Source organism: Bacillus sp. FSL K6-3431, from assembly GCF_038002605.1.
Taxonomy (GTDB): Bacteria; Bacillota; Bacilli; order Bacillales; family Bacillaceae_C; genus Lederbergia.
This window is the reverse complement of record NZ_JBBOCT010000001.1, coordinates 3,600,355-3,626,099: the sequence shown is the minus strand read 5'-3', so window position 1 is coordinate 3,626,099 and position 25,745 is coordinate 3,600,355. Positions and strand designations below refer to the sequence as shown.

The 25,745-nt window shown below is 37.8% G+C and carries 28 protein-coding genes and 1 riboswitch; of the genes, 6 read left to right on the top strand and 22 right to left on the bottom strand.

The window, feature by feature from the left end; all coding sequences use genetic code 11:
- Together MHB53_RS17670 and MHB53_RS17665 are read left to right on the top strand one after the other, a co-directional pair.
- On the top strand, window positions 1-723 hold the full coding sequence (locus MHB53_RS17670) for an amino acid ABC transporter ATP-binding protein (protein WP_340920816.1): 723 nt from the start codon (window positions 1-3) through the stop codon (window positions 721-723).
- 348 nt (window positions 724-1,071) lie between these two features.
- On the top strand, window positions 1,072-1,863 hold the full coding sequence (locus MHB53_RS17665) for a TIGR00266 family protein (protein WP_340920814.1): 792 nt from the start codon (window positions 1,072-1,074) through the stop codon (window positions 1,861-1,863).
- A gap of 128 nt (window positions 1,864-1,991) precedes the next feature.
- Here MHB53_RS17665 and MHB53_RS17660 read toward each other — a convergent pair whose 3' ends face one another.
- From MHB53_RS17660 to MHB53_RS17640, 5 genes are all read right to left on the bottom strand, one after another.
- A complete protein-coding gene (locus MHB53_RS17660; protein WP_445661446.1) occupies window positions 1,992-2,561 on the bottom strand; it encodes a superoxide dismutase family protein in 570 nt (189 codons plus the stop codon).
- Between the two features lie 253 nt (window positions 2,562-2,814).
- Complete coding sequence (locus MHB53_RS17655; RefSeq protein ID WP_340920811.1) at window positions 2,815-3,510, bottom strand: hypothetical protein; 696 nt, start codon at window positions 3,508-3,510, stop codon at window positions 2,815-2,817.
- A complete protein-coding gene (locus tag MHB53_RS17650) occupies window positions 3,510-4,250 on the bottom strand; it encodes a hypothetical protein (RefSeq protein WP_340920809.1) in 741 nt (246 codons plus the stop codon). The genes MHB53_RS17655 and MHB53_RS17650 overlap by 1 nt, the downstream gene beginning before the upstream one ends.
- Window positions 4,219-5,130 carry an ABC transporter ATP-binding protein gene (locus MHB53_RS17645; protein WP_340920806.1) on the bottom strand — a complete coding sequence of 304 codons (912 nt, stop codon included), beginning with the start codon at window positions 5,128-5,130 and terminating at the stop codon, window positions 4,219-4,221. The genes MHB53_RS17650 and MHB53_RS17645 overlap by 32 nt, the downstream gene beginning before the upstream one ends.
- Window positions 5,117-5,500 carry a GntR family transcriptional regulator gene (locus MHB53_RS17640; RefSeq protein ID WP_340920804.1) on the bottom strand — a complete coding sequence of 128 codons (384 nt, stop codon included), beginning with the start codon at window positions 5,498-5,500 and terminating at the stop codon, window positions 5,117-5,119. The genes MHB53_RS17645 and MHB53_RS17640 overlap by 14 nt, the downstream gene beginning before the upstream one ends.
- A 178-nt stretch (window positions 5,501-5,678) precedes the next feature.
- Between MHB53_RS17640 and MHB53_RS17635 the strand changes: the two genes are divergently transcribed.
- The 3 genes from MHB53_RS17635 to lipA all read left to right on the top strand — a co-directional run bounded on the left by MHB53_RS17635 (window position 5,679) and on the right by lipA (window position 8,503).
- Window positions 5,679-6,428: a GTP pyrophosphokinase gene (locus MHB53_RS17635; protein WP_340920802.1), complete on the top strand. Its 750-nt coding sequence runs from the start codon at window positions 5,679-5,681 to the stop codon at window positions 6,426-6,428.
- A gap of 109 nt (window positions 6,429-6,537) precedes the next feature.
- A riboswitch (TPP riboswitch) is annotated at window positions 6,538-6,643 on the top strand.
- 76 nt (window positions 6,644-6,719) lie between these two features.
- Complete coding sequence (locus MHB53_RS17630) at window positions 6,720-7,556, top strand: lipoate--protein ligase family protein (RefSeq protein ID WP_340920800.1); 837 nt, start codon at window positions 6,720-6,722, stop codon at window positions 7,554-7,556.
- Window positions 7,556-8,503, top strand: a complete 948-nt coding sequence (lipA, locus tag MHB53_RS17625) for a lipoyl synthase (RefSeq protein WP_340920798.1) — start codon at window positions 7,556-7,558, stop codon at window positions 8,501-8,503. Before MHB53_RS17630 ends, lipA begins: the two co-directional genes overlap by 1 nt.
- A gap of 185 nt (window positions 8,504-8,688) precedes the next feature.
- Here the strand turns inward: lipA and MHB53_RS17620 are convergent, their stop codons facing one another.
- Window positions 8,689-9,225, bottom strand: a complete 537-nt coding sequence (locus tag MHB53_RS17620; protein ID WP_340920796.1) for a DUF3221 domain-containing protein — start codon at window positions 9,223-9,225, stop codon at window positions 8,689-8,691.
- A gap of 308 nt (window positions 9,226-9,533) precedes the next feature.
- Between MHB53_RS17620 and MHB53_RS17615 the strand changes: the two genes are divergently transcribed.
- Complete coding sequence (locus tag MHB53_RS17615; RefSeq protein WP_340920794.1) at window positions 9,534-9,797, top strand: alpha/beta-type small acid-soluble spore protein; 264 nt, start codon at window positions 9,534-9,536, stop codon at window positions 9,795-9,797.
- A 71-nt stretch (window positions 9,798-9,868) separates the two neighbouring features.
- Here MHB53_RS17615 and MHB53_RS17610 read toward each other — a convergent pair whose 3' ends face one another.
- The 16 genes from MHB53_RS17610 to MHB53_RS17535 all read right to left on the bottom strand — a co-directional run bounded on the left by MHB53_RS17610 (window position 9,869) and on the right by MHB53_RS17535 (window position 25,724).
- Window positions 9,869-10,495 (bottom strand): flavodoxin family protein, encoded by a 627-nt coding sequence (locus tag MHB53_RS17610; protein ID WP_340920792.1) that lies wholly within the window; start codon window positions 10,493-10,495, stop codon window positions 9,869-9,871.
- 132 nt (window positions 10,496-10,627) lie between these two features.
- Window positions 10,628-11,794, bottom strand: coding sequence for a saccharopine dehydrogenase family protein (locus MHB53_RS17605; RefSeq protein WP_340920790.1), 1,167 nt, complete (start codon window positions 11,792-11,794; stop codon window positions 10,628-10,630).
- A 91-nt stretch (window positions 11,795-11,885) separates the two neighbouring features.
- On the bottom strand, window positions 11,886-13,388 hold the full coding sequence (locus MHB53_RS17600; RefSeq protein WP_340920788.1) for an aldehyde dehydrogenase family protein: 1,503 nt from the start codon (window positions 13,386-13,388) through the stop codon (window positions 11,886-11,888).
- 235 nt (window positions 13,389-13,623) lie between these two features.
- On the bottom strand, window positions 13,624-13,812 hold the full coding sequence (locus MHB53_RS17595) for a hypothetical protein (protein ID WP_340924801.1): 189 nt from the start codon (window positions 13,810-13,812) through the stop codon (window positions 13,624-13,626).
- A gap of 21 nt (window positions 13,813-13,833) precedes the next feature.
- Window positions 13,834-14,574: a mechanosensitive ion channel family protein gene (locus tag MHB53_RS17590; RefSeq protein WP_340920785.1), complete on the bottom strand. Its 741-nt coding sequence runs from the start codon at window positions 14,572-14,574 to the stop codon at window positions 13,834-13,836.
- 340 nt (window positions 14,575-14,914) lie between these two features.
- Complete coding sequence (gene purU / locus MHB53_RS17585) at window positions 14,915-15,823, bottom strand: formyltetrahydrofolate deformylase (RefSeq protein WP_340920781.1); 909 nt, start codon at window positions 15,821-15,823, stop codon at window positions 14,915-14,917.
- Between the two features lie 169 nt (window positions 15,824-15,992).
- Entirely contained in the window at window positions 15,993-17,231 is a 1,239-nt protein-coding gene (locus MHB53_RS17580) for an ABC transporter permease (RefSeq protein ID WP_340920779.1), read from the bottom strand.
- The gene (locus MHB53_RS17575) at window positions 17,224-18,156 is read right to left on the bottom strand and encodes an ABC transporter ATP-binding protein (protein WP_340920777.1); all 933 of its coding nucleotides are present in this window, start codon (window positions 18,154-18,156) and stop codon (window positions 17,224-17,226) included. Before MHB53_RS17575 ends, MHB53_RS17580 begins: the two co-directional genes overlap by 8 nt.
- Window positions 18,157-18,162: 6 nt before the next feature.
- A complete protein-coding gene (locus MHB53_RS17570; RefSeq protein ID WP_340920775.1) occupies window positions 18,163-19,020 on the bottom strand; it encodes an ABC transporter ATP-binding protein in 858 nt (285 codons plus the stop codon).
- Window positions 19,021-19,023: 3 nt separating this feature from the next.
- The gene (locus tag MHB53_RS17565) at window positions 19,024-19,419 is read right to left on the bottom strand and encodes a GntR family transcriptional regulator (RefSeq protein WP_340920773.1); all 396 of its coding nucleotides are present in this window, start codon (window positions 19,417-19,419) and stop codon (window positions 19,024-19,026) included.
- An 18-nt stretch (window positions 19,420-19,437) separates the two neighbouring features.
- Window positions 19,438-20,172 carry a hypothetical protein gene (locus MHB53_RS17560; RefSeq protein ID WP_340920771.1) on the bottom strand — a complete coding sequence of 245 codons (735 nt, stop codon included), beginning with the start codon at window positions 20,170-20,172 and terminating at the stop codon, window positions 19,438-19,440.
- An 80-nt stretch (window positions 20,173-20,252) separates the two neighbouring features.
- Window positions 20,253-21,077, bottom strand: coding sequence for a DUF368 domain-containing protein (locus MHB53_RS17555; protein WP_340920769.1), 825 nt, complete (start codon window positions 21,075-21,077; stop codon window positions 20,253-20,255).
- A gap of 128 nt (window positions 21,078-21,205) precedes the next feature.
- Entirely contained in the window at window positions 21,206-23,080 is a 1,875-nt protein-coding gene (locus MHB53_RS17550) for an ABC transporter permease (RefSeq protein WP_340920767.1), read from the bottom strand.
- Window positions 23,055-23,819, bottom strand: coding sequence for an ABC transporter ATP-binding protein (locus MHB53_RS17545; protein WP_340924799.1), 765 nt, complete (start codon window positions 23,817-23,819; stop codon window positions 23,055-23,057). Before MHB53_RS17545 ends, MHB53_RS17550 begins: the two co-directional genes overlap by 26 nt.
- A 211-nt stretch (window positions 23,820-24,030) precedes the next feature.
- On the bottom strand, window positions 24,031-25,026 hold the full coding sequence (locus tag MHB53_RS17540; protein WP_340920765.1) for a sensor histidine kinase: 996 nt from the start codon (window positions 25,024-25,026) through the stop codon (window positions 24,031-24,033).
- Entirely contained in the window at window positions 25,023-25,724 is a 702-nt protein-coding gene (locus tag MHB53_RS17535; RefSeq protein WP_340920762.1) for a response regulator transcription factor, read from the bottom strand. The genes MHB53_RS17540 and MHB53_RS17535 overlap by 4 nt, the downstream gene beginning before the upstream one ends.
- Between the last annotated feature and the right edge of the window lie 21 nt (window positions 25,725-25,745).

Here is a 25,745-nt window from a genome sequence, read left to right as displayed (position 1 = left end):
ATGATTAGTGTAAAAAATTTGCATAAGTCTTTTGGTAGTTTGGAAGTTTTAAAGGGTATCGATTGTGAAATAGAGGAGCAAGAAGTTGTCTGTGTCATTGGTCGATCTGGATCAGGTAAAAGTACATTTCTTCGCTGCTTAAATTCATTGGAAGCAATCACTTCTGGTGATGTAATTATTGATGGAGAAAATCTAGTTGATGCGAATATCGATATTAATATGGTCCGTGCAAAAGTGGGAATGGTTTTCCAGCATTTTAACCTTTTTCCTCATATGACGGTGTTAGACAACGTCATACTGGGGCCGCTAAAAGTAAAAGGTAAATCAAAAACTGCTGCAGAGAAAGAAGCTTTACCTTTATTAGAAAAAGTCGGGCTTTTTGATAAGGCGCATATGTATCCCGATAGTCTTTCAGGCGGTCAAAAGCAGCGAGTTGCCATTGCAAGATCACTCGCTATGGACCCTAAAGTAATGCTGTTTGATGAGCCTACTTCAGCACTTGATCCAGAGCTTGTTGGAGATGTCCTCCAAGTAATGAAAGATCTCGCAAAAGAAGGAATGACAATGGTTGTCGTGACTCATGAGATGGGTTTTGCCAAAGAGGTTGGCGATAGAGTCCTATTTATCGACGAAGGTGTAATCGCAGAAGAAGGAGATCCAGAACAAATTTTTGATCATCCGCAAAATACTAGAACGCAAGAGTTTTTAAGTAAAATTCTTTAAGACATGGATATAAACAATATTTCAGGATCCGCTTATAAAACTGCCATTGCTACCTGTTCAATGGCAGTTTTTGTTATAACTATATCATTATGTTTAATTTGATCGTCCTTCCAATGATATTAATTTGAATCTCCTGCAATGTGATTTACAACAACAATCAAGGAATTGTTTATAGATCCACTTTATCTTCCTTACATAATTCCTTTTTCCATTATATTCATTCGTCACATAACCTCTATACTTCTGATCCATTTCTATCTCTAAAAAAGTTTTCCGCTATTCCTTAGATTATTTCTGAATCCTTTTCGTTTCTTTATCCGTACATTTATTAAAGGATGGTGGACATTGATGAATAACCATGAAATTGATTTTGAAATATTTGGCGATGATATGCAGTTTGTACAAGTTGAACTTGACCCACGTGAAACTGTAATAGCGGAGGCCGGCAGTTTGATGATGATGGATGATGGTGTCAAAATGGAAACAGTCTTCGGGGATGGTTCGTCTGACCAAGGCGGAGGGCTTATGGGTAAACTGATGGGTGCAGGTAAAAGAATGCTTACTGGTGAAAGTCTGTTTATGACAATGTTCACGAACGAAGGATCCGAAAAGAAACATGTCTCTTTTGCCTCACCTTACCCTGGAAAAATTATTCCTATGGATTTAAGTGAACTAGACGGAAAAATCATTTGTCAAAAAGACGCCTTTTTAGCTGCTGCAAAAGGGGTTTCTGTCGGAATTGCGTTCCAACGCAAACTTGGTGCGGGGTTCTTCGGTGGTGAAGGTTTCATTATGCAAAAGCTTGAAGGTGACGGTATGACGTTCGTCCACGCAGGAGGCACCATTCACAAGAAAACATTAGCACCTGGTGAAGTGGTGAGAATTGATACTGGTTGTCTCGTTGCGTTGACACATGATGTCGATTACGATATTGAGATGGTTAAAGGTGTGAAAACAGCTTTATTTGGTGGCGAAGGATTGTTTTTCGCGACACTTCGTGGACCAGGCACTGTATGGATTCAATCACTTCCATTCTCAAGACTTGCTAGCCGTGTATTTGCTGCGATGCCTACAACAGGTGGATCAAAAGATGAAGGCGGAATCGGTGGACTTTTTAATATCCTTGGTGGCGATCGGTAATCGCGATCATATAAAATCTCCCCTACTAACGCACGAATTGCTATTAGTAGGGGATTTTGCAATTTTAAAAGTATTAGCTAAGATATTTCGGTGAGGAAATTTTTAAAAAACGCATTTTACAAACTAATTTATTTGGTGATTGCTCCACATGCAATCCGGTCTCCTGAATTTCCTGCAGGATCTGTTTTGTAATCATCGGCATTTTCATGGATAACAAGGGCACTACCATCTTCATCTAGTAAGGAGTTTTCCCCTTGTCCTAATGTTACATTGGTTGCAATGATCTCTACATTTACAGTGCCATTATCGGAAACCTCAATATTTGGCAAGTCACCAGAATGGAAGCCCTTTGGATTATCGAAACCATGCTCCTTATGCCCGGGATTGAAATGTTCACCCGCGGACTTAAAATCTGGTGGATCGCATTTTGCTGTTTCATGGATATGGATCGCTTTGGTACCTGGTTCCATTCCTTCGATCTTTAATCCAATCTTAACACCTTCTTTTGTCTCAGTAAGAGTTGCCTTGCCCACTTTTGCATCTTTCGTGTTGATGATGTCTATATCCAGCGGAGTAGAACTACTCACGGGAACCGCCTCATCCTTATTTTGTTGAGGCGTTGCATCCTTATCCGTAGCACACGCGCCGACTATTAGGGTAAACATAGCAACAATAACGAACAACATAACTTTTTTCAAAATCAAAACCTCCTATGTTTAGAATCCTTAGCATGATTGCCAAAATCACTAGATTTAAACGCAGAGTTTAGCGAAAACACTTAAAATGAAGTTTTAAATACATATAAACAATCATTTACCGCATATCATGATTGATTACGAGTGGCACTCTTCTTTTACTGGCCACTCAGCGAATTTATAAGCTACTCACGATTATTACTGGCCACTCAGCGAATTTATAAGCTACTCACGATTATTACTGGCCACTCACGTTTTACTCTTCCACATAGTGAATAAAAAGATCTTGGTTATTAATAATCTCTAGGTTTTGAGGAATTCGCAAATATAGTAATTGATTCTCCGTAAAGGAACTTGGATTTCTCTTGAACCGGCCTTCTTCGGTAAATTGATTAATGGGAAATTCCTTTTTAGTTAAGGAAAATTTTAGCTCGACCATAGCGGGAATGATTAACTCTAATGTATCACCATTTAAATCTACCTTAGTTGGTATTATTTCTGGCGTCACATCGACACCCCCTATGATTGCATTCGCGTAGTATGTGCCTTCTATTTTCTCATCATCTTCCGGTTTTCTTTCAATTACGATCATGCCATCGAAATATCCTTCTGGTTGGAGTATCGTAAGTTTATCTTTATCATAATCTAAAGTCCATTCGTCCTTTATAAACGCAGGATCCATATTTTCTGTTTTTCCACTAAAAATATTTTCATTAAATACGTCGGAAATTCGATTGACTTCTTTTTCCGTTATTGCATGTATATTTGCATTCTCTACCGGCAGTAGCCCATAGACAATTGCCGAGATGCACAAGATTGTAAGATAGCTACCTAAAAAAGTCATTGTCACTCGCTTGTTTTTCATATATTTATTTTTCGAACGAATGATTAGTACTACAGAAATCGCTAGTAATCCCATGATCAATACAGGTGCAATTATACTCATAATCATTAATTTCTAACCTCCATTCGATTAGAGAGTGTGGCAGAACCACTGAATAGTATCCCAGCCACCACGATGACTTTTATAAAAAATAGAAGAAATGATGACTCTGCAGCAAAAAAATTAAAAACTGCTACTAACCATTGGTCTTTGCCCACCTGCACGCCGGTGACAATCGTTCCTATAAGCAAAGCAGGCAGGATAATGATAAATAATTTACTTATTTGAATGCATATTCCTACTAAATATCCTATAGCACTGAACAAGAACACGTATAATATCGTTGCTGCAATACCGATCAATAATTCTTGGATTGTTATACTTCCGGCAGATTGAATTCCTCCAATAAAATGGACAATTACCTTAATGAAATAACTCGACAAAATAGCTGTGATACCACCGATAACACTTGCTATTGATAGGAAAAGGGCATTTGAAATATTACTGCTCACTCGGTTCCCCACGAAAGCAAAATCATCATATCTTGTCGCTTTTGTGGTTATTAAAATAGCGGAAATAAAAGCCCAAAGCATCGTAAAAACGATGACTATATCTGCTGAATAAAAAGATATATTTACCGAGAAACTAGCTGATCCATAGCCAACATTAAACGATGGTGCAAGTGAAAACAAAACGGCAATCAACTGCATGATCGCAAGTGAATTAAATACACCCCAATATGCCTTTACCTTAAATGAGAACTGTTTTTTTACAACATCAGATAGATTCGTTTCTATTAAAGACATCATCAATTCCCCCCTTGCTTTTACTCGTTAAAAATATACAGATATCACTTGAAGAAATAGATGTGAACTCTACCCCCCCGTCTCTTGCACATTTTATATCATCTTCAGTAAAATCATTTCGCACAACGGAATACATACGGTCTGGTCCCATATCTTTTTCAAGAAGTACCTCTCTACCCAACGTCCATCCAGCTACTACAGATTTCTTTCCATAAAGTCCAATCGCCCATTCTTTTAATTCAGAAATTGGTTTGTGAAGATGGACCTTTCCATCATTTACTAGTAGAACATCTTCTAATAGATCTTCGATTTCATTTAAGTGATGACTTGAAATTATAATCGAACGTGGATGTGCAATATAATCCTTTAACAAGGCACGATAAAAGTCTTTACGTACCGCCGCATCCATTCCAGTTGTTGGTTCATCAAAAATTGTGAGTGCACATCTTGCTGATAGTCCCAAAATCATATTAAATGTGCTTTTCATCCCTTTAGAAAGATTTGCGTGATATTGATTCGAATCCAATGAAAAATATTCAAAAAGCCCCTTTGCAAGAGTTGCATCCCAGTTTTCATAAAAGCTATCTGCAGCATCTAGAATTTCAGCAAGAGTTAGTGCTGGAGGCAATGTCATTTGATCATCAATGAAAATGCTATTAGCAGAAACAAATAAATTATTAAAAGGCTGTTCAGAAAAAACGTCCACCTCACCAGATGTTTCACGAATAAATCCAGATAAAATTTTCAAAAGTGTTGTCTTCCCTGCTCCATTACGTCCGATCAATCCCGTTAATTTATGTCCTTCAATTGAAAAAGATATATTTTCAAGAACTGCTTTTTTTCCATAAATTTTCGTTATATTTTTACATTCAATTATCTTCATCTTTTTTTCGCCTCGCATCCTTGATCAATTTGAGTAACTCATCTTCCCTTACACTTAAACGATCTGCTTCTTGAACAAGATCTTGAATTAATCCCTTTAATGTTTCATTTTTCCGTTTGCTAAGTATTTTTTCTTTCGCGCCAACATTTACAAACATTCCAAGTCCACGCTTCTTATATAGAATCTGTTCATCTGCCAATATATTCAGCCCCTTTGCTGCCGTAGCTGGGTTAATATTGAACATCTCTGCCAACTGATATTGTGAATAAACCTTTTCATCATTCATAAACGCACCGCTAATAACTTCATTTTCTATCCATTCTGCTATTTGCACATAAATTGGTTTCGATCCATCCGAATGTAAAATCACTTATATACCTCCTCTAACATAGTACGTTAGTGTTGTAATGTAGTATATATTTAAACCGAAAATAAAACAAGATGTATGCACCTATTTCCCATTATGATTTTAGACATATTAGATTCGATTTCTTGATTAATATTATGGTACGATAATGGTATTACTGCATCAGGAAAGGAATTCCGTCATGGAAAAACAAAACTTACTTGACCTTAATTACATAAAAGAATTTAAAATTGAATTGACTCGATTTATGATGGCTTACAAGTTTGCCTGCGATGAGTTAAATACGAAAATAAATATTTTATCAGATGAATTTAATTATATTCACGATTACAATCCGATTGAACACGTTAAGTCCCGTGTAAAGACTCCGGAAAGTATATTAAAAAAAATCCAAAGAAAAGGATATGGATTTTCTCTCCCTTCCATCAAAAATAATATTAGAGATATAGCTGGAATTCGGATTACCTGTTCCTTCATTTCCGATATTTATCAAGTAAGCGATATGCTAAAAAATCAAAAAGATATAAAAGTAATCGAGTGTAAGGACTATATTAAGCATCCAAAGCCAAATGGTTACCAGAGTCTTCATATGATTATAGAAATTCCAATTTTCATGTCTGATCGAGTGGAAAATACATATGTTGAAATACAAATCCGCACGATTGCGATGGATTTTTGGGCTAGTTTAGAGCATAAAATTTACTATAAATACAATAAAGACATTCCTGAACATTTATCAAAAGAACTAGAGGAGACGGCCACTGTCGCTGCCGAACTGGACCGTAAAATGGAACGTCTTCACAAAGAGGTATCCATCCTTAAAGAAGAAGATAAAGAGGAAGAAGATCTGATCATGTTGGCTAATCAAACCATTCCTTCAAAAATGCTTGAAACACTTGCTCGCTATAAGAAACTAACTGACCAAGCATAATACCCAACATTCCATAATTGGAAATCGGATTGCTAGACTATCTAGCAATCCGATTTCTTTACATGTAGATTCTCTTTCGCTAACATAGGAATTGTTGATTGAATATTGACTTATACACTGGAGGAGCTGCTATGGCGGCTGAGAAGACATCAAGCTCTGACTCTTTGTACCCGAAACTAGGTAATGCTAGCGTGGGGAAGTGTGGTCGTATGCATTACAAATTGGCATACAATCAGACCGCATTCCTTAGAATGTGGTCTTTTTCTATTCAAATCGAAGGAGTTGAAAATCATGAATGATACATGGGGCCTTCTTCATTCTGGGTTTCATCATGCTGCTATTAATATGGCATTAGATGAAGCTTTGTTGAATTGGCATAGTGAAGGTAAAATCCCACCTGTGCTCCGATTTTACGGTTGGTCGAAGCCAACGCTTTCTGTTGGCCATTTTCAAAAACTTGAGAAAACGATTGATTTCTCTGCAGTAGATCGATACGAATGCGAATTTGTTCGACGCCTAACTGGGGGAAGCGCTGTTTTACATGAGGACGAACTCACATACAGCATCGCTGTTTCTGAGCAGAAATCCTACATAGCTGATTCGATCCGTGCGGCCTATTTTACATTATCGAAAGGAATTATGGCTGGATTTAAGGAATTAGGTATTGATGCAGACTACTCCATGCCGAAGGAGCATTTTGAAAAAAGCGGTACTGCGGTCTGTTTTGAAAGACCATCTGATTACGAAATGCTTGTTGATGGGAAAAAGATTTCGGGACATGCGCAAACAAGAAAAAAAGGCGTATTGCTACAGCATGGTTCACTTCCGTTTAGCATTGATAATCAAATGTTATTCGATTTATTCAACTTCTCATCAGACAAAATGAGAGAGCGGCAGCGAAAAGCCTTTTCCGAAAAAGCGATCACAATGAATGAAGCAGCAAAAAAGAAAATTACATTCGAAGCAGCTGCCAAAGCTTTTCAATATGGATTTGAAAAGGAGTTAAATCTTACATTTATTCCGTTCGAACTCACTAATGAGCAGTGGAATGAAGTACATACCATAGCAGAATCTAAGTATCAATCGGACGAATGGAACTTCAAAAATCGAAAGCAGGTGCTAAAATAATGGCATTTAAAAAAGAAGAATATATTAGAAAGCCTGATTGGCTGAAAACCAAGATTAATACGAATGAAGCATATACAGGATTAAAGAAACTAATGCGTGAAAAAGGCTTGAATACGGTATGCGAGGAAGCTCGTTGTCCGAATATTCACGAATGCTGGAGTGAACGTAAAACTGCTACTTTTATGATTCTTGGTTCTATTTGTACACGTGCATGTCGTTTTTGTGCAGTCAATACTGGATTGCCAAACGAACTGGACTTGAATGAGCCTATGAGAGTGGCTGAATCAGTGAAGATAATGGGGCTTAAGCATGTCGTTGTTACAGCAGTAGCCCGCGATGATTTAAATGATGCCGGTGCTGGTGTATTCGCTGAAACTGTTCGTGCAATCCGTCAGGAGGTTCCTGGGTGTACGATTGAAATTCTGCCTTCAGATATGAAAGGTGATTACGAAAACTTACGAAACTTAATGTCCAGTGGTCCGGATATTTTTAATCATAACATTGAAACTGTAAGAAGTTTGACGCCAAGGGTTCGTGCAAAAGCAACATATGACCGCTCTCTTGAACTTTTAAAACGAGTAAAAGAAATTGCGCCAAATACACCAACAAAATCGAGTATTATGGTCGGGCTTGGTGAAACAAAGGAAGAAATCATCCAAGCAATGGATGATTTGCGTGCGCATAATGTTGATATAATGACGATCGGTCAGTACTTACAGCCTACAAAAAAACATTTAATGGTCGAGCGTTACTACCATCCTGATGAATTTGCAGAACTAAAAGCAATAGCTATGACAAAAGGTTTTAGCCACTGTGAAGCAGGTCCACTTGTTCGGTCTTCCTACCATGCAGATGAGCAAGTAAGCCAAGCCTCTGCTCAACGCAGAATCGAATATATGCAAGGCGTAGAAAAAGAACATGAGAAAGAAGTCGACTTTACCTTTTAGTAATGTAAACCAGAGGCGACTGCTCCTCAGCGACAAGCGACCGAAGGATAAATGGTGGTGAATATTGCCTTTATTACTTAATCGTCTAGACCGAAACAGTCTCGAGCAGATAGTGTCTGTAGTGGATATTAAGAATTGTATAAAAGAGCACAAATAACCAGCTCCAAAAGGTACTTTGAGGCTGGTTATTTGTCTTGTATTTCTACTTTATATACTACTTCTTCCAATTGAATTTTGATTTCCCAATTATCTAAAGCGTGATGATAGACTACTTCTCTGATAATAGGTACCCATGCAAATTTCTCTTCTAACACATTTAAGGCTTTCCTCACAACTTGAGCTTCCGTCAGATCAGCACCTTCAGGATGATATGTTGGAAGCAAAACAGTGGCTTTTGCTTTACCTTGAGCAGGATATGATTCAAGAATCGGACCATCATTTTCAATTTGCACTCTTTGACCAATTTTCACATTTTTCGACACATTCGAATACACAACCGCTTGATAAAATTCCTTCTCTCCTCCAGAATCGCTAAAGTCTTCAGATTCAGCACTAACAACGGTTACACCTGATTTATCTTTCTTCACAATATAAAATCCTTCTTTGGATGGATTATTTATCGTTTCTGGGAATTTTCTCCCCCCCTCTGAGGTCTTATTCAATAAACAACCAGTTAAAAATAATAAAAGTAATATAAACATTATCCCTAAAAACCTTTTCATCTTTTCCCACCTCTACCCTAAAAATCAAGTCTTCTAATAGAGTAGACGGAATATACATGTAAAATGTTTCCGAAATATAAAGTGAAACTTCAATCGGTGGGGGTTTTCTATCATCCCCCACTGATTGTTAGTTGAACCAATCGGGCCTTTACGGAAAGTTGGTCCCCCACTTACTCTTCATTATTTTTACTCGAATCCTTAAAGTGGGGTTTTACTGCCCGTTAATCTGCGATAAAAATGAAAGCTCTTTATGTTTATTAGTCTTTTCACACTTTATGGGAACACTACCCTTAGAGGAGTGATTACAAATGGCAAGAAAAAATAAACTATTGGTTCCAGAGGCAAGAGCAGGTCTGAATCAGCTAAAAGAGCGAGTTATGAAAGCTAAGGGATACAATGCTACAGCTGATAATGTAAAATTTGAAGTCGCCAAAGAGCAAGGTATTCCACTAAGTAAGGGAAAGAATGGTCAACTCACATCAGAACAAGCCGGAAAAATAGGTGGACCGATTGGCGGAAATATGGTCAAAGAAATGATTAAAATGGCACAAGAACAACTAATGCGAAAGTAATTAACGAACGAACCGCTAATCCCTATAAGGGAGCAGCGGTCGTTAATAGCTTTTCCAATTGAAAGGCACTATTACTCCATCACATTGCCTTCTGCCGGTATGGGATGTTCCTTAAGCATTCTAGCAAAATGGATCAAATTATAAGCCATTATTTTAGCATGTAGCATAGTGAATTCATTCTTTTCACCCTCGGCTTCTATAAAAGATGGACCTGGTCCTGCTTCCCCCACCCAATATGTATCAACATTCGGAGGGATAGTAAAACCTATATGGGTAAGCGAGTAAAGGAGGGATCCTGCCACATGTTTGGCTCCATCCTCATTGCCAGTTATCACCACACCCCCCACTTTATTATAGTAAAGATACTGCCCTTTCTCATTCGGTAAACTACTTCCACCATATAATCTTTCTATCGTTTTTACAGCTACACTGCTTTGTTCCCCAAGCCAAATAGGAGAGCCAATGATCAGAATGTCTGCCTGCTTTACTTTTTCAAAAATCATAGGCCATTCATCTTGGTCACTGACAGCTTCATGAGTAATTCCCAATTCAATATTGTAATCTGCCATCGTTAAGATTTCTGATACGATATGATGTTCATCAAAAATATGTATAACCTTGTCGATAAGCGCGCGCGTATTCGATGGCTCACTACTTTTCTTCAACGTACAATTAAGTATTAAAGCTCTTATTTCCATACTTATTCTCCTCCTAAAATTATTGCTGATACTCCTCCATTCCCTTTCTCATAGGAGAGAAACTTAACTTTATTTTATTGAATGACATAACCCCCCATGAAAAAACTGCGAAATCTATATTCGCAGCCTTCTTTATGAATTGAATTCGTTTTTTGTTTCTGTTTCAATAATACTAATATTTCGTTTCGCCATTTCTTTTATATATTCATTTCCTGGCACAATTTGTTCGGGAGGATATACACCTTTTTTTGTAATCGTGCCATTACCGATCATTTGCGCGACAACTGAAATCGTGTTAGCTGTGGCCCGCGCCATAGCTGTGACTTTCGTAGATTTGTCATTATATGTCGTCATTTCATATGAATGAGTGGTTTTCACTCCATTTTTCTCACCTGAAACAATCACACGAAGTAAGACGGCGTCATCTTTGTCTTTTAAATCCACGATTGGATCGAGGACTTTTAATAATACTTCTCTTGGCTTCACTTTTTGCCCTCTAATTTCTACTTCATAATTCTTACGAGTCAGATTTAAGTCTACAAGCAACTTCGCTTTTTCAGCATGACCTGGATAACGAATTGTTTTGTATTCCAATCCATTTAAAAAAGGATAGGAATAAGACAATGTTGAGGTACCACCTGACGTGTGAAAAGCTTCCAAAGGACCGAATTTCTCAAAGTATATTCTTTCTATTTCAGATAAAGACGGCACTTCTTGTTTTACTCCATTGCGGATGATAAAAGAAGGATCTGTATAATGATCAAGTACCCCTTCCATCGAAAATACATGGTTATATTCAAGTGGGGGTTCGGGTCTGACAGGAATCCCACCTACATACATTTTTATCGATTCAGTCTTATCTAACTTACTTTCCCCATATCCTGACAATATGTTAATCATCCCAGGAGCAACCCCTAAATCGGGGATAATTGTAGTCTGAGCACTTTTTGCCGCACCTTTAAGCTTCAATACTTTATCGGTTATATGACCGATATGACCGCCAAGATCTACACAATTTACCCCAGTAGCAATCGCTGTTTTTGCGACAGTTTCATTAAAAGAATAAAAAAGCGCGTTAATCACTACATCATATTGGCGGATAAACTGCGCCAATTCCGCTTGATTACTTGCATCAACACGAAATGCTTCCAACTTATCTGACTTCAAATTATCACACACTTGCTTAGCACGGACTAAATCAATATCAGCAAGTCCTACCGTTTTCACTTCTATACTTCGGACTAAATCACGCGCCGCTTCTTTCCCCATCAAACCTGATCCTAAGACAGCTATTTTCATCTATCAATTCCCTCCTTACGAATGGGATCACTCCTAAAAACAAGAGTGCGCGACACCATCTTCAAAATGGAGATTGCTTGATAGTATATGATTAATCTACATCAATTTGTGCTCTTTGCAGCCTGCCACTATAGTCAATATAGATACTTTTCCATTCTGTAAATACATCCAACGCAGCAACACCTGAATCACGATGTCCATTTCCAGTTCCTTTCGTTCCTCCGAATGGCAAATGAATTTCCGCTCCAGTCGTTCCCGCATTTACATACACAATTCCAGTATCAAGATCACGTTGTGCAGTAAATACCTTATTTATATCTTTAGTAAAAATAGAACTAGATAATCCAAACGAAACATTATTATTTACTGCTATTGCTTCTGCAAAACTTTTCACTGGGATTAGCGAGACAACAGGACCGAAGATTTCCTCTTGAGCAATCCGCATATTTGGACTTACATCTGTGAACATCGTCGGTGCATAGTAATTTCCCCGCGCAAACTCCTTATCATTTATGACAAAACCGCCAGCTAAAAGTTTCGCTCCTTCCTTTTTACCAATATCGATATAACGTTGGATTTTTGCCAAAGATGGTTTATTAATAATCGGTCCGACCTTCACATGTTCATTTAAGCCATTGCCAATCGTTAGCTTCTCCATTTCCAATAATAACTTTGCTTCCATACGATTTTTCACATTTTCGTGAACAATCACCCTGCTACACGCCGTACACCTTTGCCCACTTGTTCCAAATGCACTCCAAATAATCCCTTCAACTGCCAAGTCTAAATCAGCATCATCCATTACAATGACCGCATTTTTTCCACCCATTTCAAGGGAGACCTTTTTTAACAGCTGACCACATTTGCTAGCAATGTTTCTGCCAACTTCATTTGAACCAGTAAATGAAATCACACGGATATTTTCATGCTCTACCATCGCCTCTCCAAGTGTAGAACCGGAGCCAAAAACAACGTTCAAGACACCATTTGGTAATCCTGCCTCCGCAAAAATACGAGCAAGTTCATAGGCCATGAATGGTGTTTCAGTAGCAGGCTTCCAAACCACTGCATTTCCAGCTACAATGGCCGGAAATGACTTCCACGTAGCAATGGCAATTGGAAAATTCCATGGAGTAATAATACCGACTACGCCAACTGGAGCACGTACACTCATCGCAAATTTATCTTTTAATTCGGATGGTGTCGTTTGACCGAATAGGCGCCTTCCTTCTCCAGCCATGTAAAAAGCCATATCTATTCCTTCTTGTACTTCACCTCGGGCTTCCTCAATTACTTTTCCATTTTCCATTGTTAGAAGTTGCGAAAGTCGTTCTTTTCTTTCCTTCATCAAATATCCGACCCGATACAAAACTTCTGCCCGCTGTGGAGCTGGGATCAACGCCCATTCCTTTTGGGCCATCTTAGCTGATTCCACCGCTTTATCTACTACAGCTATAGGTGATAAAGGAACCTCGCCTATACTTTCACCAGTAGCAGGATTATGGACTGCTGCATAAATTGCCTCTTTTGGCTCTAACCACTCACCGTTTAAATAGTTTTTAAGTCTTTTTTCATTCACTACATTGTTAGCCACGAGGAACAACCTCCATTTTTATGCTAGTTCCATATAGATCCACCTACATAAAACTAAAGAATGATTAATTTGTGTTCATCACAGATCTCGCCGTAAAAAAGAGTCGTCAGTACGTTCCATATATATGCAATAACGAATGTAAATATAGATAGATCGATGTTAATTCTATGACATGGGCCTACTCGTGAACGGAACCTAAAAAAACCCCGATCCGCATGGACCGAGGATTTCTGTATTAAGTTTCTTGATTTAATGAAGAATCACCTTTCCGATGACCTTCCATTTCAGATTCAACATATATTCTGCTGCTTGGCAATGCAAATGAAACTTCTTCATTTCCGAGTATTTCCATTATCGCAAAGTTAATTTCCTCTTTTAGTTTTAAGTATTCTCCCCAGACAGTTGTTTTCGTAAAGAAATACAGATAAATATCTAATCCATTTGCCTAATATTCATCGAACGTCACGAAAATCTTCTCTTGATGTACGCCAGGATGATTTTTAAATAATTCGTCAATCTGCGTAGCAATGTTTTCTAATGTATTCTTAGAAGTATCATGAGCAACCCTTAAATTAAACTTAATTCTTCTCTTCCCCATTTTACTCCAGTTTGTTATCGATTCATTTGCTAGTGTGGCATTCGGTACTGTGACTAGAGCTTGGGCAAACGTACGCACTTTTGTACTAAGAAAGTTAATATCCTCCACGGAGCCTACAACACTTGGCGTCATTATCCAATCACCTATTGTAAAAGGTTTTTCTGTAATAATGACCACGCCCCCGAATAAATTTGCGAGTGCATCTTTTGCCGCTAACGCAAATGCAAGTCCACCTAGACCTAATCCAGCAATTAATCCACTCACATCATAATCAAAGTCTTGAGCGATCATGCTAAGACTTATTGCAATAATGATAAATCGTAACGCCTTAGATAAAAACGGAACTAATATATCATCAATTTCGATATTATATTTTTCATTGATCTTTGTAAAAAGAAGGGAAGAAGACCCCGAGAGGTTGAACAAACCCCAACCGATCAAAAAGATAATGGAAGAACTTATCATATTTAAATAAAATGAATTTGTATTTTCAAAAAGTGGGAAGTATTCAACTGAAATATAAATCCCGATAATGATAAACAACCACTGCATAGGTTTTTCAAATGCTAACCAAATATAGGTGAACAATGTACTCTGTGCTTTTCTACTCAATTTTAATAAAAGCGTAAACACATATTTTGCGAATATCTTCCAAAAAGCAGAAATAACAAAAAGATAGCTGCCGAAATTGCGATACCTTTTACATTTTTATACAAAAACAAGGTTTCCCAAAACAAATTTTATTACCTCCTAACGAAATTCTCTTTCAGCATAGCAGGGAGTTCGTTCCGCTCCAAACTTCGGAACTAAAATAAATCCAAAGACAGCAGTACCATAATATTGAATGGAAAAAGACCTTCCATTTTTCAGAAGGTCTTTCAAATTCACTTACATCTTATTTCGTACAAGTAACACTATCGCATGTAAATTAGTGAAACACAATCGTTTTGTTTTCATGGACAATTACTCGATCTTCTAAATGCCATTTTACAGCTCGTGTTAAAACACGCCGTTCAATTTGTCGACCTATTTTCTTTAAATCATCTACACGGTCACGGTGATCCACACGATCGATATCCTGTTCAATAATTGGCCCTTCATCCAAATCATTCGTCACATAATGTGAAGTTGCTCCAATTAATTTCACACCGCGATTATATGCGCGTTCGTACGGGCGTGCACCGATAAATGCCGGCAAAAACGAGTGATGTATATTAATGATTTGATTTGGAAAGTGATCAACAAACTCCGGTGTTAATATTTGCATATAACGCGCAAGAATTAATAATTCAACATTATATTCTTCCATTAAACGAATCTGTTCTTCTTCTACTTGTTTTCGAATATCTTTATTCGCCGGTATATGATGAAACGGAATACCAAGCGATTCGACGATCCCGCGTGAATCTTCATGATTACTGATTACAACAGCAATATCTGTTTCAAGGTCACCATTTTGCCATTCCCAAAGAAGCTCCATTAAACAATGTGGCTCCTGTGAAACGAAAATAGCCGTACGTTTCCGCTCATTTCCATATGTAAAATCATAGTCCATCGAAAATGTAGCCGCGAGATCTGCAAAGTCTTTTTCCATTTGCTTACGCTTAGACATTAGATCCTCACATTGAAATTCAATTCTAATGAAAAAAGCTCCGCCTTCTGGGTCACTTGTATATTGACTTGATTCAATAATATTTGAATCATGATCACATAAAAACTTGGACACCGCCGCAACAATCCCCGGTCTATCTGGGCATTTTACTAATAAACGGCCGCGGTTTTCAAACTTCTTATTTAGCTGTTTTGCTTTTTTCTCTATATTTACTTTAACAGACATTTTTATTCACATCTCCTGTTGCTATACTTAATAGACTATTATATATGAATTCTTGTTATTTGAAAATATTTGCACAAAATAAGGTAGCTGTCCCGTCGAGAAGGTTGTTTGGGGGTTGTTTGGGTGCCAGGCACCCAAACAACCCCCAAACAACTCACACAATTCCCTTCTAAGCCCACATCCACTTCCATATTTCTTTTGGTGTCGCGTTTTTTCCGTACATCAAAATTCCCATTTTGAATATTTTTCCGGCAAGTTTCATAAATAGCCAAATACTAATCACTAAAATGACTAACGCAATAATTATTTCTGTCCACGGCCATTCTTCTAACATGGAAAGGCGAAGCAGTAATATTGCAGGGGAAGTAATTGGAATAAATGAGCCGATTTTTGCAATCAGCCCACTAGGATCACTCATGATTGGACCAATAAATAGAAACGGTAAGAAAGGAAGCATCATAATCATCCCTTGGAAATTACTTGTTGCTGTCATCTCTTCTACAGTTGCTCCAAGTCCGACAAAAATTGCCGCAAACAGAAGATAGCCTGCAAATGCAATAAATAAAAGCAATAATAACTCAGGGACTAATAAGTACTCCATTATTGGTATATCGAGTTTCCACATGACAAGTGGAATAAGAAAAACGAGCCATGCCATCACTTGGGTAATACCAAGAACAAAATAACCAATTATTTTTCCTTGCATTAATTCCGTCGGTGTCAGCGAAGATAAAATAATTTCCGCGACCTTTTCTTTCTTTTCTTGTGACGCTGATTGGAAGATCATCATCCCCGTCATGACAATGGAAAATAAGATGATGCCTGCAAATGCACCTGGAATAATTCGCTTCAGTGGATCAGCCGTTGATTCTTCGCCAGATTCTACTTCCTCACTGGTCTCTGTAGATTCAGTATACATCGGCTCAATTGAAATTGGGCTTGCGATCACGGCCTTTTGCTCAGCCGTCAAACCAAGGCGCTCGATTTGCACCTGCCGTAGTGGTTCTTCTAAAATGAATGCTTCATACTGAAAATTTTCATCTACATCATCACTCATATACATGTGAACCTGACCTTGCTCAAGTCCTTTTTCTGTCATGGCAATGAACACAGATTGTTCCGAGTCAACAGCAGCTTTAGCCATATCGGCTTCAGCTATATCCGTCTTTTGCAAATCCCACGTATTCAACTCCTGCTGTTCGACTGCCTTTTCAAGTTCACCCCAAACATTCAACTCGTCAAGAACATGTACCTTCACTGTATTATTTGAATCTTTATCACTAAAGAAAGAAGGCACAAAAAAGAATATCATAAATAGAACGGGTGTTAATAAAAGGGAAATGATAAATGATTTATTTGTCATATTCCTTTTAATTTCCCACTTTGCAACCTTTAAGCTATTACGCATGGACAGCGCCTCCTTCTTGGAGTATATGTTTGTCAGTTGCTACATCAATGAAAATTTCATGGAGAGAAATTCTATCAATTGAAAGCTCTTGAATGTGTAAACTTTCTGGAAGTTGTCTCAGCCACAGTGGCACAACGACGTCTTGCGTTAAATAAAGAATAGCCGTATCATCGGACTGCTCGACTCGCTGCACATTTGACAGTTTTTCTAATACCGAAAGATCATTCCTTCCTTTAATTGTACATTTGAAGTTTGCGTACTGATTTTTAACATCTTCCATTGTTCCATAAATTACTTTTTGTCCACGGTGAATCATAAATAATCGGTCGCATAATTGCTCGACAACATTCATTTGATGTGAGGATAATAGAATTGCAGTCCCATTATTTGCGAGTTCTCTAATTTCTTTTTTAAAAAGCTCTTGGCTGACTGGGTCTAATCCTGAGAATGGTTCGTCTAAAATCAGTAATTCAGGCTCATGGATGATCGAAGCAATAAATTGAACTTTTTGCCCCATTCCTTTCGACAGCTCTTCCACAGACACTTTCTCTTTCCCTTCCAGATCAAATTTAGCTAAATAGGCAAGAGCTCGCTCTTTCGCCTTCTTCACTGGATAGTCTTTTAAGTCAGCTAAATATAAAATCATATCCATTACTTTTACATTTTTATATAAACCCCGCTCTTCAGGCAAATAACCAATTTTATGACGCGGGATTTCATTCGCTGCATGATTATGAAACACAATACTACCTTCATCAGGATACATAATTCCCATTATATTTCTAATCGTCGTTGACTTCCCTGCTCCATTTGGCCCCAATATTGCCATAATTTCACCTTTACGAACATCAAAACTGATATCTTCAATGACGCGTTTTGTTTTAAATGATTTTCCAAGCTTGTTTACGGTTAAAACGTTTTCCATTTTGGCTCACCCTTTCTTGTTCAACATAAATGTTAATATTTCATCAAGTTCGACAGCTTTTGAGTCTAACCATTGCATATCTTTATTTCTAAAAAACATTTCTGTTTTTTGAGGGTTGCTCGTAACGATCGTTCTACCTTTGCGCTCCACTTCACCTGGAATTGCATTTTCTGGTATAGGGTTTGAAAACCAGTAGCGTTTATACTGCTCTGTCAGTGCTTCTTTTTCAAACTGTCCTATCAGCCTTCCGTTTTTCATAACAGCGATATAATCAGCAAGTTTACGAATCTCTTCGACTTGGTGACTAGCAAATATAAGTGTTCTATCGCCGCGTTCCATCCAATTTGCTAGTAAGTCTTGTAACATCTTTTTTGCTGGAATATCAAGATGCGAAGTTGGCTCATCCAATATAAGCAAAACGGCATTCCGTGGAAGTGTCAGAGCTAAATTTAATTTCTGTTTTGCCCCTTGCGATAATTTTTCAAACTGCTTTGTTAAAGGGATCTCAAATAAATCAATCATTTGATTAAATAGTTGTTCGTCCCAACTTGGGTACCAATGTGCAACTAAGCTTTTAAGTTCTCTTCCTGTAAAAGGGACAACTCCCGGCATTGATTGCGGCAAATATGCAACCCTCTTCTGCCAATTCTCCTCTTCTTTACGGATGACCTCTCCAAAAAGTTCTATATTTCCCTGATTTTGTTTTACTAAATTCATGATTATTTTTAGCAAGGTACTTTTCCCCGCACCATTGCTTCCCGCGAGCGCAGTAATCATCCCTGATTCAAACTGAAGATCGATTGGTCCTAACTGAAATTCATCTATTTGTTTTTGTACATTTGTTATTCTTACAGCCTGTTCCATTCCTTACTCCCCCTTCCTTTGATAGTTTTCAACTATGCTTTGAAATATCTCTTCTGCTTCCTTTAAAGAATAATCATGGCGAAGTGCTGTTTCAATCGCCGTTTCAAATGCAAGCTTTACTGCTGCTATTTTCACATCTTTTTTCAATCCTTCTTCGATTTCAGAGACGAATGTTCCTTTTCCTTGCGTTGTCCGAATGAATCCTTGCTGTTCTAAATTTTGATACGCCCTTCTCGTCGTTATCATACTAACTTCAAGATCTTTTGAAAGAGAACGAATCGAAGGAAGAAGTGTTCCTGCACTCAATTGCCCACTTGCAATTAGCGCTTTTACTTGTTCTTCTATTTGAAAATAAATCGGTTCCCGCGAATCCTTTGAAAGTCGAATTGGAAGTTGCATCTGTCGCTTCCTCTCTTTCTATTTAAAATAATCGATCCGTTCGATATTCTTCCTCATATAATGTGGCCAATAAATCATGAAGGCTACCGCTATACAGATGGAGAAAGAGGCTGATAGAATAGGCCATTTATTTGCAGCAACAATCGACCAATAAACGAGGCCTTCACCAGTAAATATATAAAGAGCAATAAACCCTCCAAGAAACACAACGATCGAAATAATAGTGTATATTACTAATTTTAATTTTGAGTTATATTCTCCAGATTCACTAGCTGGAAAAACGCCTCCCATCACCATACCCGAACTAAGCCAAATAAGTGAAAATGCGATATATTCACCAGGAGATAATAGATCTCTTATCGTTGGCGAACTGATAAATATCATCATTAATACAAGTAGATGGACTGGGATCGAAGTCACATAATATTGTAGAAAACGGCTCTTGATCAAAATATCTTTAGGGATCGGTAACTGTTTTAACATGACAAAATATGGTGAAGCCCAAAACTTTCCAGCTAATTTTTGATATTGGAACTCTTTTGGTTTCATCCAAACAACCGCAAACCAAAAGATAGTAACAAAAAGGATATCGTCTAGCATCGAAATTGATCCGTCATTTACTTTATCGCTCTCCAATGTATAGACAATAGCGAAATAAAGTAATAAAGAAGGCAGCATGGCGAAAAACATATTTTTTCTGTATGCCCTTAATTCAAACTTCACTAACCAAAGTGCCTGTCTCCAGCTTTCCAAATAAGTCTCCCCCTTAAGTTTATGTGTGTATATCTATATACACACTATACACCACAAATAAAAAAAAGCCAATAATTTTTTCATTGACTTTTTTTCGTGAATTTTTCGGAACTAAACCATAACGAAAAAACAAGGCCCGCTAGGAAAGTGATGATACTAAGCCATAGTTCCGATCCCCCTGGAACGCCCGGAAACATGACGAAGAATGAACCGAATATTAATCCAACGATAACTGCATAGGTCATATGTTGATAATGCGTAAGTAAATAACGTATCGCCTTACTACTCACAATGAAACCAATAATGACCCCTGCACCTATTGTAAGGATTAAAGGAATGTTAAAATCTTTTAAAGCTTTAATTGCCGTCGTGTAGACACCGATTAATAGCAAAATAAACGACCCACTAATACCTGGCAGAAGCATAGCCATGCTTGCTAACCAGCCCGAAAAAAAAAGCAGAAAGAACACTGGCATGCTTAAAGAAGTGATTGGTGCTACAGCTTCATCCGGTTTAATAAAAGCAAGTGAGGCAAGCAAAATTGCCACCACAATTAATCCAATAAAGTGGTTTGATTTAAAATTTTGTTTTGCTTCCGCTTGCCTCAATATAAATGGGATAACACCAATGATCAGTCCCATAAAAAAGAATTGGGTAGATGCTAGATGGCTTTCTAACAAATAATCAATCAATCTACTAAATATAAGTAACGCAGCGACAATTCCGATTCCCAACGGAACCAAAAACCCGATATGCTTTTTCCAATTGCGACTGAAGAACCCACTAATTGCTTCTAGTAAACGATCATAGATTCCAAGCACAAATGCTACGGTTCCGCCGCTGACACCTGGGATCAAATCTGTCACTCCCATTAAAAGCCCACGGTATATATTTTTCCAATCCATTTATAAAATTCTCCCTTTGATTCGAATACTGATATTATAGCATGCAAGTTTGAAACAATGTAATCACTTAAAAATATCAGGTCTATTCAATGGACGAATTTCATATGCGATAATATAATATATCTTTTTTACATCGATCTTTTTATTTTTCGTATATAATTGGCGCGAATAAAGAAAAAGTAAACGATTTGTATCACACTAAAACTTCCTAGTACAAGTGCGGACTCCTTCACTAAACTAAAGTTAAACATATGTTGAAGAGCTGTAAGTGCAACGGCACCATGGATAACAGCGACAATAATTGGCACAAAGAACAAGAGTGCTAACTGGACTGAGAGAATCTTTGATAATTCTTTGTCAGTTAATCCTAATTTTCCGATCGCGGAAAACTTACGCTTCTCATCTTCTAAGTCAGCATAAAGTCGGAAATATAGAAAGCTTCCAGCAGCTACGAAAAATACTGCCCCGATAAACAAACCGACAAAAAGAATTGCCCCGTACCCTTGATTCACTTCATTCCAATCAAAAGCTAAAGAATGGAATTGATAAGCATCTCCGAATTTGCCAATCTTTTGTATTAAACTTTTACCAGCTTCAACCGTTTCCTTCCAATCCTTTATATAAAAGGCCGAATATTCCTGTTGTAATTCAACCTGTTGTAGCTTATCAAAAAGCGCGTCATCTACAACAAAATAATCATGATAAGGCGGAAATAAATTGGATAAGATTCTTTCGTTTTGATTAAGGACAATATTATCTTCTTCTAAAATGATTTTTCCACGGTCCCAATCTGGCGTCATACCGATCGAACTATGGTATTGAATAGGAATTGCTTCATTTTGTTGGATGTCGACCTTCTTAAATCCCAGTTCTCCAATCTCCACCAGTTGATTATAGTCTGTCTCGCTTACAACGAACATGGGATAATTAGTTTCTTTAAAATTAATCCCCTTCATTTTTACACTTGCTTCCTTATATGGAATATCAGCAAGTTCCTCCTTGATCAGCCTGATATGTTCTTCCCCTTTGACATTCCCCTCATTTGTATAAGTAAATGCAAATGGGCTTTCTTCAACGGCGGCCGTGGTCATCATCGAGCGGAAACCAACGAGCGAGCCGATTGCTGAAAATGCAACAGTAGATACAATCGCCACAAAGAAGAATGTTCTAGCATTATCTTTCATTCGATAAGCAAGATCCGAAAAAAGCACCATATTTGTCTTTTTCCAAAATAGGGATTTTCCCCTTCTAAGCCTATTGATCGTATAAACACTTAGTTGGGTGAAAAGAAGGTAGGTACCTATCGTTACAACAATGATAACCGGGATCATCGCCATTACCACTTGCATATTACGAGCCAACAATGCTCCAGCATAACCGATTGCCAGTAATAGAACGGCAATAATCGATAATGCAACAGAGGATTTCGGCTCCTTCTTCGGTGCAGAACTTCCTTTAATTAAATCGACTAGCTTATTCCCTTTTAAAATCGAGACCGTCGAAAAGGAGATGATAATAAACAACAATAAAAAAGCGATAAATGTTAATAGCAAAGCCTGAATTGGCCAATAAAATGGCAGGGTTTCCTCTAAATTTAAAATATTTTCTGCAGCAAGCAATATTATTTTTCCAAAAACGAGGCCAAGCCCCATACCAGAAATAGTTGCAAAAAAACCAATAAAGACATTTTCTAGAAAGACCATTCTTCGTAACTGCGTATTCGTCATCCCAAGCATGACCATCAATCCGAATTCTTTTTTTCGCGATTTCAAAAAGGCACTCATGGAAATGAGGACGAATAGGAAAGAAAACACATAAATAATCCCTTCAGCAACATGCAATCCCATAGAAACATTCGCATTGATCGCTGATAAAGAAGGATGAAAGGCGAAAATCGCATAAATGAAAAATACGAGTACGGAAAATGTACTGCTTAGAAAATAAGCGGCATATGTCCTTTTATTGCGAATGACGTTGTTAAACGCGAATTGTCGAAAGGTCATGTGAATCCCCTCCTAATAGCGATAACACATCGATGATTTTTTGGAAAAAGGCTTGGCGATTGTCACCACGGTGAATTTCGTTAAACAATTTTCCGTCTTTTATAAACACAACACGATCACAATAACTTGCTGCAATCGAATCATGTGTCACCATCATCATCGTTGTTTTATCTTTTTTATTAATATTCTCAAGGGTTTCCATCACTGCCTTTGAAGATTTCGAATCTAGATTTCCAGTTGGCTCATCAGCTAGCACCATGCTAGGCGAGTGAATAATCGAACGAGCAATTGCTGTTCTTTGCGCTTGTCCACCGGAAATTTCATATATGCGCTTTTTTAAAATATCTGTAATGCCTAATCTTTCAGCAATCATATTTACCTTTTCCTCCATTACTCTCACCTTTTCGCCGTCAAGTGTAAGCGGTAGAACAATATTTTCCTCAACCGTTAAAGTATGAAGCAAATTAAAATCTTGGAAAACGAAGCCCAATTGTCTACGTCTAAATAATGCAAGATCATTTTGTTTTAAGCGAAATGGATCTTTTCCATTAATTAAGATACCGCCTGATGTCGGTTGATCGATGGTTGCCACCATATTAAGCATGGTCGTTTTCCCACTCCCAGATGGCCCCATCACTCCAACAAACTCACCTGCTTCAATAGTTAAATCAATATCATTTAAAGCTCTATAAGCTACTTTTCCATCATATACTTTACTTAAGTTTTTAATTTTTAACATATCCAACATAATAAACCCCTTTCTCTTCTACACATAGTGTAATAGAAAAAAGGGGTTTTTAACCATCGGTTCAGCTTTCAGTTTTATTACACTTTTGTAAGGTTATACAGAATGCAAGAAGAAAGACTAGGAACGGCGCATCCTGTGCTAAAGCCTTTGTGGCCTTTGGCCTGATGGCCTCCAAGAAACATAGAGCGAAGAGGATCTTCGGTTAAGTGCTAGAACTGGACTGGGAAGGAAAGGTAAGCTTCACCTTTGTTCCTGTGCCTCTTTCAGATTTGATTTCAATATTGTGGCCGAGGCGATCACACACCTCTTTCGCCAAATATAAGCCCATTCCTGTTGATTCACGATAAAGCCGACCATTTTCCCCTGTGAAAAATGGCTTAAAAACGCGTTTCATATCTGTCTTTGCGATCCCGACTCCATAATCCTCCACTTCGAACAACGCATGTTCTTCACATTTAGAAACGGAGATAATAATTTTTTGCGATTTGCCTGTTGAATACTTTACAGCATTTGTAATAAATTGATTCAAAATAAAAATGAGCCACTTTTCATCTGAATCAACAAGTACTTCTGAATGAATCTTGGTTTCCGGATACACCCTGCTTTTAATGAACAAACGTTTATTGTCACGAATCGCTTGCTCCGTTATTTCCCCCAAAGAAACTGGTCCTACTTGAAAATCATGTTCAAAGGCTTCCAGTCTAGCCGCATATAGAACCATTTCTAGACCTTTACCTAATCTCTCCGCTTCTTCTCGGATGCTTTCAAATTTCTCATCGTCATCTTCTTGGGCGATCAGTTCAATTACAGAGAGAGGCGTTTTCATCTGATGAACCCATTGGTTAATGAATGTAAGATGGTCGCTACGCTTTTTCGCCTGCATATGTAGTTCATTCATATATTGGGTATACTGCGCCTTTAGAAGTCCTTCAAGTGCTTCTGGAAGTGGAGCGTTGCCTAGCGTTCGATTTGCTTCATCAAATGCTCTCATCGAGACTGTCAACCGTTTGTAAAAGTCTTTATGAGTGATATAATGATAAATTAAATAGACAGTTAATAGAAAGGTACCAAGAAATACCGAATAAAGAGCAAGCGGATAATCTCGATATCCATCTATCCAGAAAATAAATATGATAATCATTATTTGAATGATATTGATTAGTACAAGTGGGACATGCTCTCTTAAAAATAATTTCATTGTTTATTTTCCCAGGATGGATTGATTCTATATCCCGCTCCTCTGACTGTCTCAATTGCTTCTTCTATCCCTAATTCTTGAAGCTTTTTTCGTACTCTTGCGATATTAACATTTAGCGTATTTTCATCTACAAAAGATTGGTCGTCCCAAAGTTTTTCAAGAATTACTTCACGGCTTGCAACTCTTGGTGATCGCTTCATCAGCATTTCGAGAAGAATCGTTTCCTTTTTAGTTAATGATACAATAGCATTTTCTCTTTGTAATTCCATTCTTTCCACGTAAAGAATAAGTCCTTCCAAGTCGACAATCCGTTCCTCTACTTTTGGTGCATATTCCCCGTATGCACGTCGGAGATGACTACGAATTTTCGCCATGACTATCTCATAGTGAAAAGGCTTTGTGATAAAGTCATCTGCTCCATTTTCTAAAGCCATCACTTGGTCCATTTCTCCTGACCGAGCAGAAATAAACAGAATCGGGCAAGTGGAAATCTGTCTGATCTGTCGACACCAATAATACCCATCAAAACTTGGTAAGTTAATATCCAATAACACAAGGTCCGGCTTCGCCTCTTGAAAAAGGTCCACTACGAATTCAAATTCTTCTGTGAGTACGACATCATATCCATACTTCTCTAGATGGCTCTGAAGAAGTACTGCGATTTTGGGATCATCCTCAACAATCATGATTTTCGCCATAATATCTCCCTTTTTTGTTAA

Bases quoted from the DNA above. Each gene is read 5' to 3' on its own strand.
- MHB53_RS17645 (WP_340920806.1), bottom strand. From the start codon at position 5,130: ATGAAGATAATTGAATGTAAAAATATAACGAAAATTTATGGAAAAAAA.
- MHB53_RS17545 (WP_340924799.1), bottom strand. From the start codon at position 23,819: ATGTTAAAAATTAAAAACTTAAGTAAAGTATATGATGGAAAAGTAGCT.
- MHB53_RS17535 (WP_340920762.1), bottom strand. From the start codon at position 25,724: ATGGCGAAAATCATGATTGTTGAGGATGATCCCAAAATCGCAGTACTT.
- MHB53_RS17605 (WP_340920790.1), bottom strand. From the start codon at position 11,794: ATGAAAATAGCTGTCTTAGGATCAGGTTTGATGGGGAAAGAAGCGGCG.
- MHB53_RS17655 (WP_340920811.1), bottom strand. From the start codon at position 3,510: ATGATTATGAGTATAATTGCACCTGTATTGATCATGGGATTACTAGCG.
- MHB53_RS17580 (WP_340920779.1), bottom strand. From the start codon at position 17,231: ATGCGTAATAGCTTAAAGGTTGCAAAGTGGGAAATTAAAAGGAATATG.
- MHB53_RS17650 (WP_340920809.1), bottom strand. From the start codon at position 4,250: ATGATGTCTTTAATAGAAACGAATCTATCTGATGTTGTAAAAAAACAG.
- MHB53_RS17630 (WP_340920800.1), top strand. From the start codon at position 6,720: ATGAATGATACATGGGGCCTTCTTCATTCTGGGTTTCATCATGCTGCT.
- MHB53_RS17670 (WP_340920816.1), top strand. From the start codon at position 1: ATGATTAGTGTAAAAAATTTGCATAAGTCTTTTGGTAGTTTGGAAGTT.
- MHB53_RS17570 (WP_340920775.1), bottom strand. From the start codon at position 19,020: ATGGAACAGGCTGTAAGAATAACAAATGTACAAAAACAAATAGATGAA.
- MHB53_RS17620 (WP_340920796.1), bottom strand. From the start codon at position 9,225: ATGAAAAGGTTTTTAGGGATAATGTTTATATTACTTTTATTATTTTTA.
- MHB53_RS17610 (WP_340920792.1), bottom strand. From the start codon at position 10,495: ATGGAAATAAGAGCTTTAATACTTAATTGTACGTTGAAGAAAAGTAGT.
- MHB53_RS17565 (WP_340920773.1), bottom strand. From the start codon at position 19,419: ATGCAACTTCCAATTCGACTTTCAAAGGATTCGCGGGAACCGATTTAT.
- MHB53_RS17550 (WP_340920767.1), bottom strand. From the start codon at position 23,080: ATGACCTTTCGACAATTCGCGTTTAACAACGTCATTCGCAATAAAAGG.
- MHB53_RS17665 (WP_340920814.1), top strand. From the start codon at position 1,072: ATGAATAACCATGAAATTGATTTTGAAATATTTGGCGATGATATGCAG.
- MHB53_RS17555 (WP_340920769.1), bottom strand. From the start codon at position 21,077: ATGGATTGGAAAAATATATACCGTGGGCTTTTAATGGGAGTGACAGAT.
- purU (WP_340920781.1), bottom strand. From the start codon at position 15,823: ATGTCTGTTAAAGTAAATATAGAGAAAAAAGCAAAACAGCTAAATAAG.
- MHB53_RS17575 (WP_340920777.1), bottom strand. From the start codon at position 18,156: ATGGAAAACGTTTTAACCGTAAACAAGCTTGGAAAATCATTTAAAACA.
- MHB53_RS17615 (WP_340920794.1), top strand. From the start codon at position 9,534: ATGGCAAGAAAAAATAAACTATTGGTTCCAGAGGCAAGAGCAGGTCTG.
- MHB53_RS17635 (WP_340920802.1), top strand. From the start codon at position 5,679: ATGGAAAAACAAAACTTACTTGACCTTAATTACATAAAAGAATTTAAA.
- MHB53_RS17540 (WP_340920765.1), bottom strand. From the start codon at position 25,026: ATGAAATTATTTTTAAGAGAGCATGTCCCACTTGTACTAATCAATATC.
- lipA (WP_340920798.1), top strand. From the start codon at position 7,556: ATGGCATTTAAAAAAGAAGAATATATTAGAAAGCCTGATTGGCTGAAA.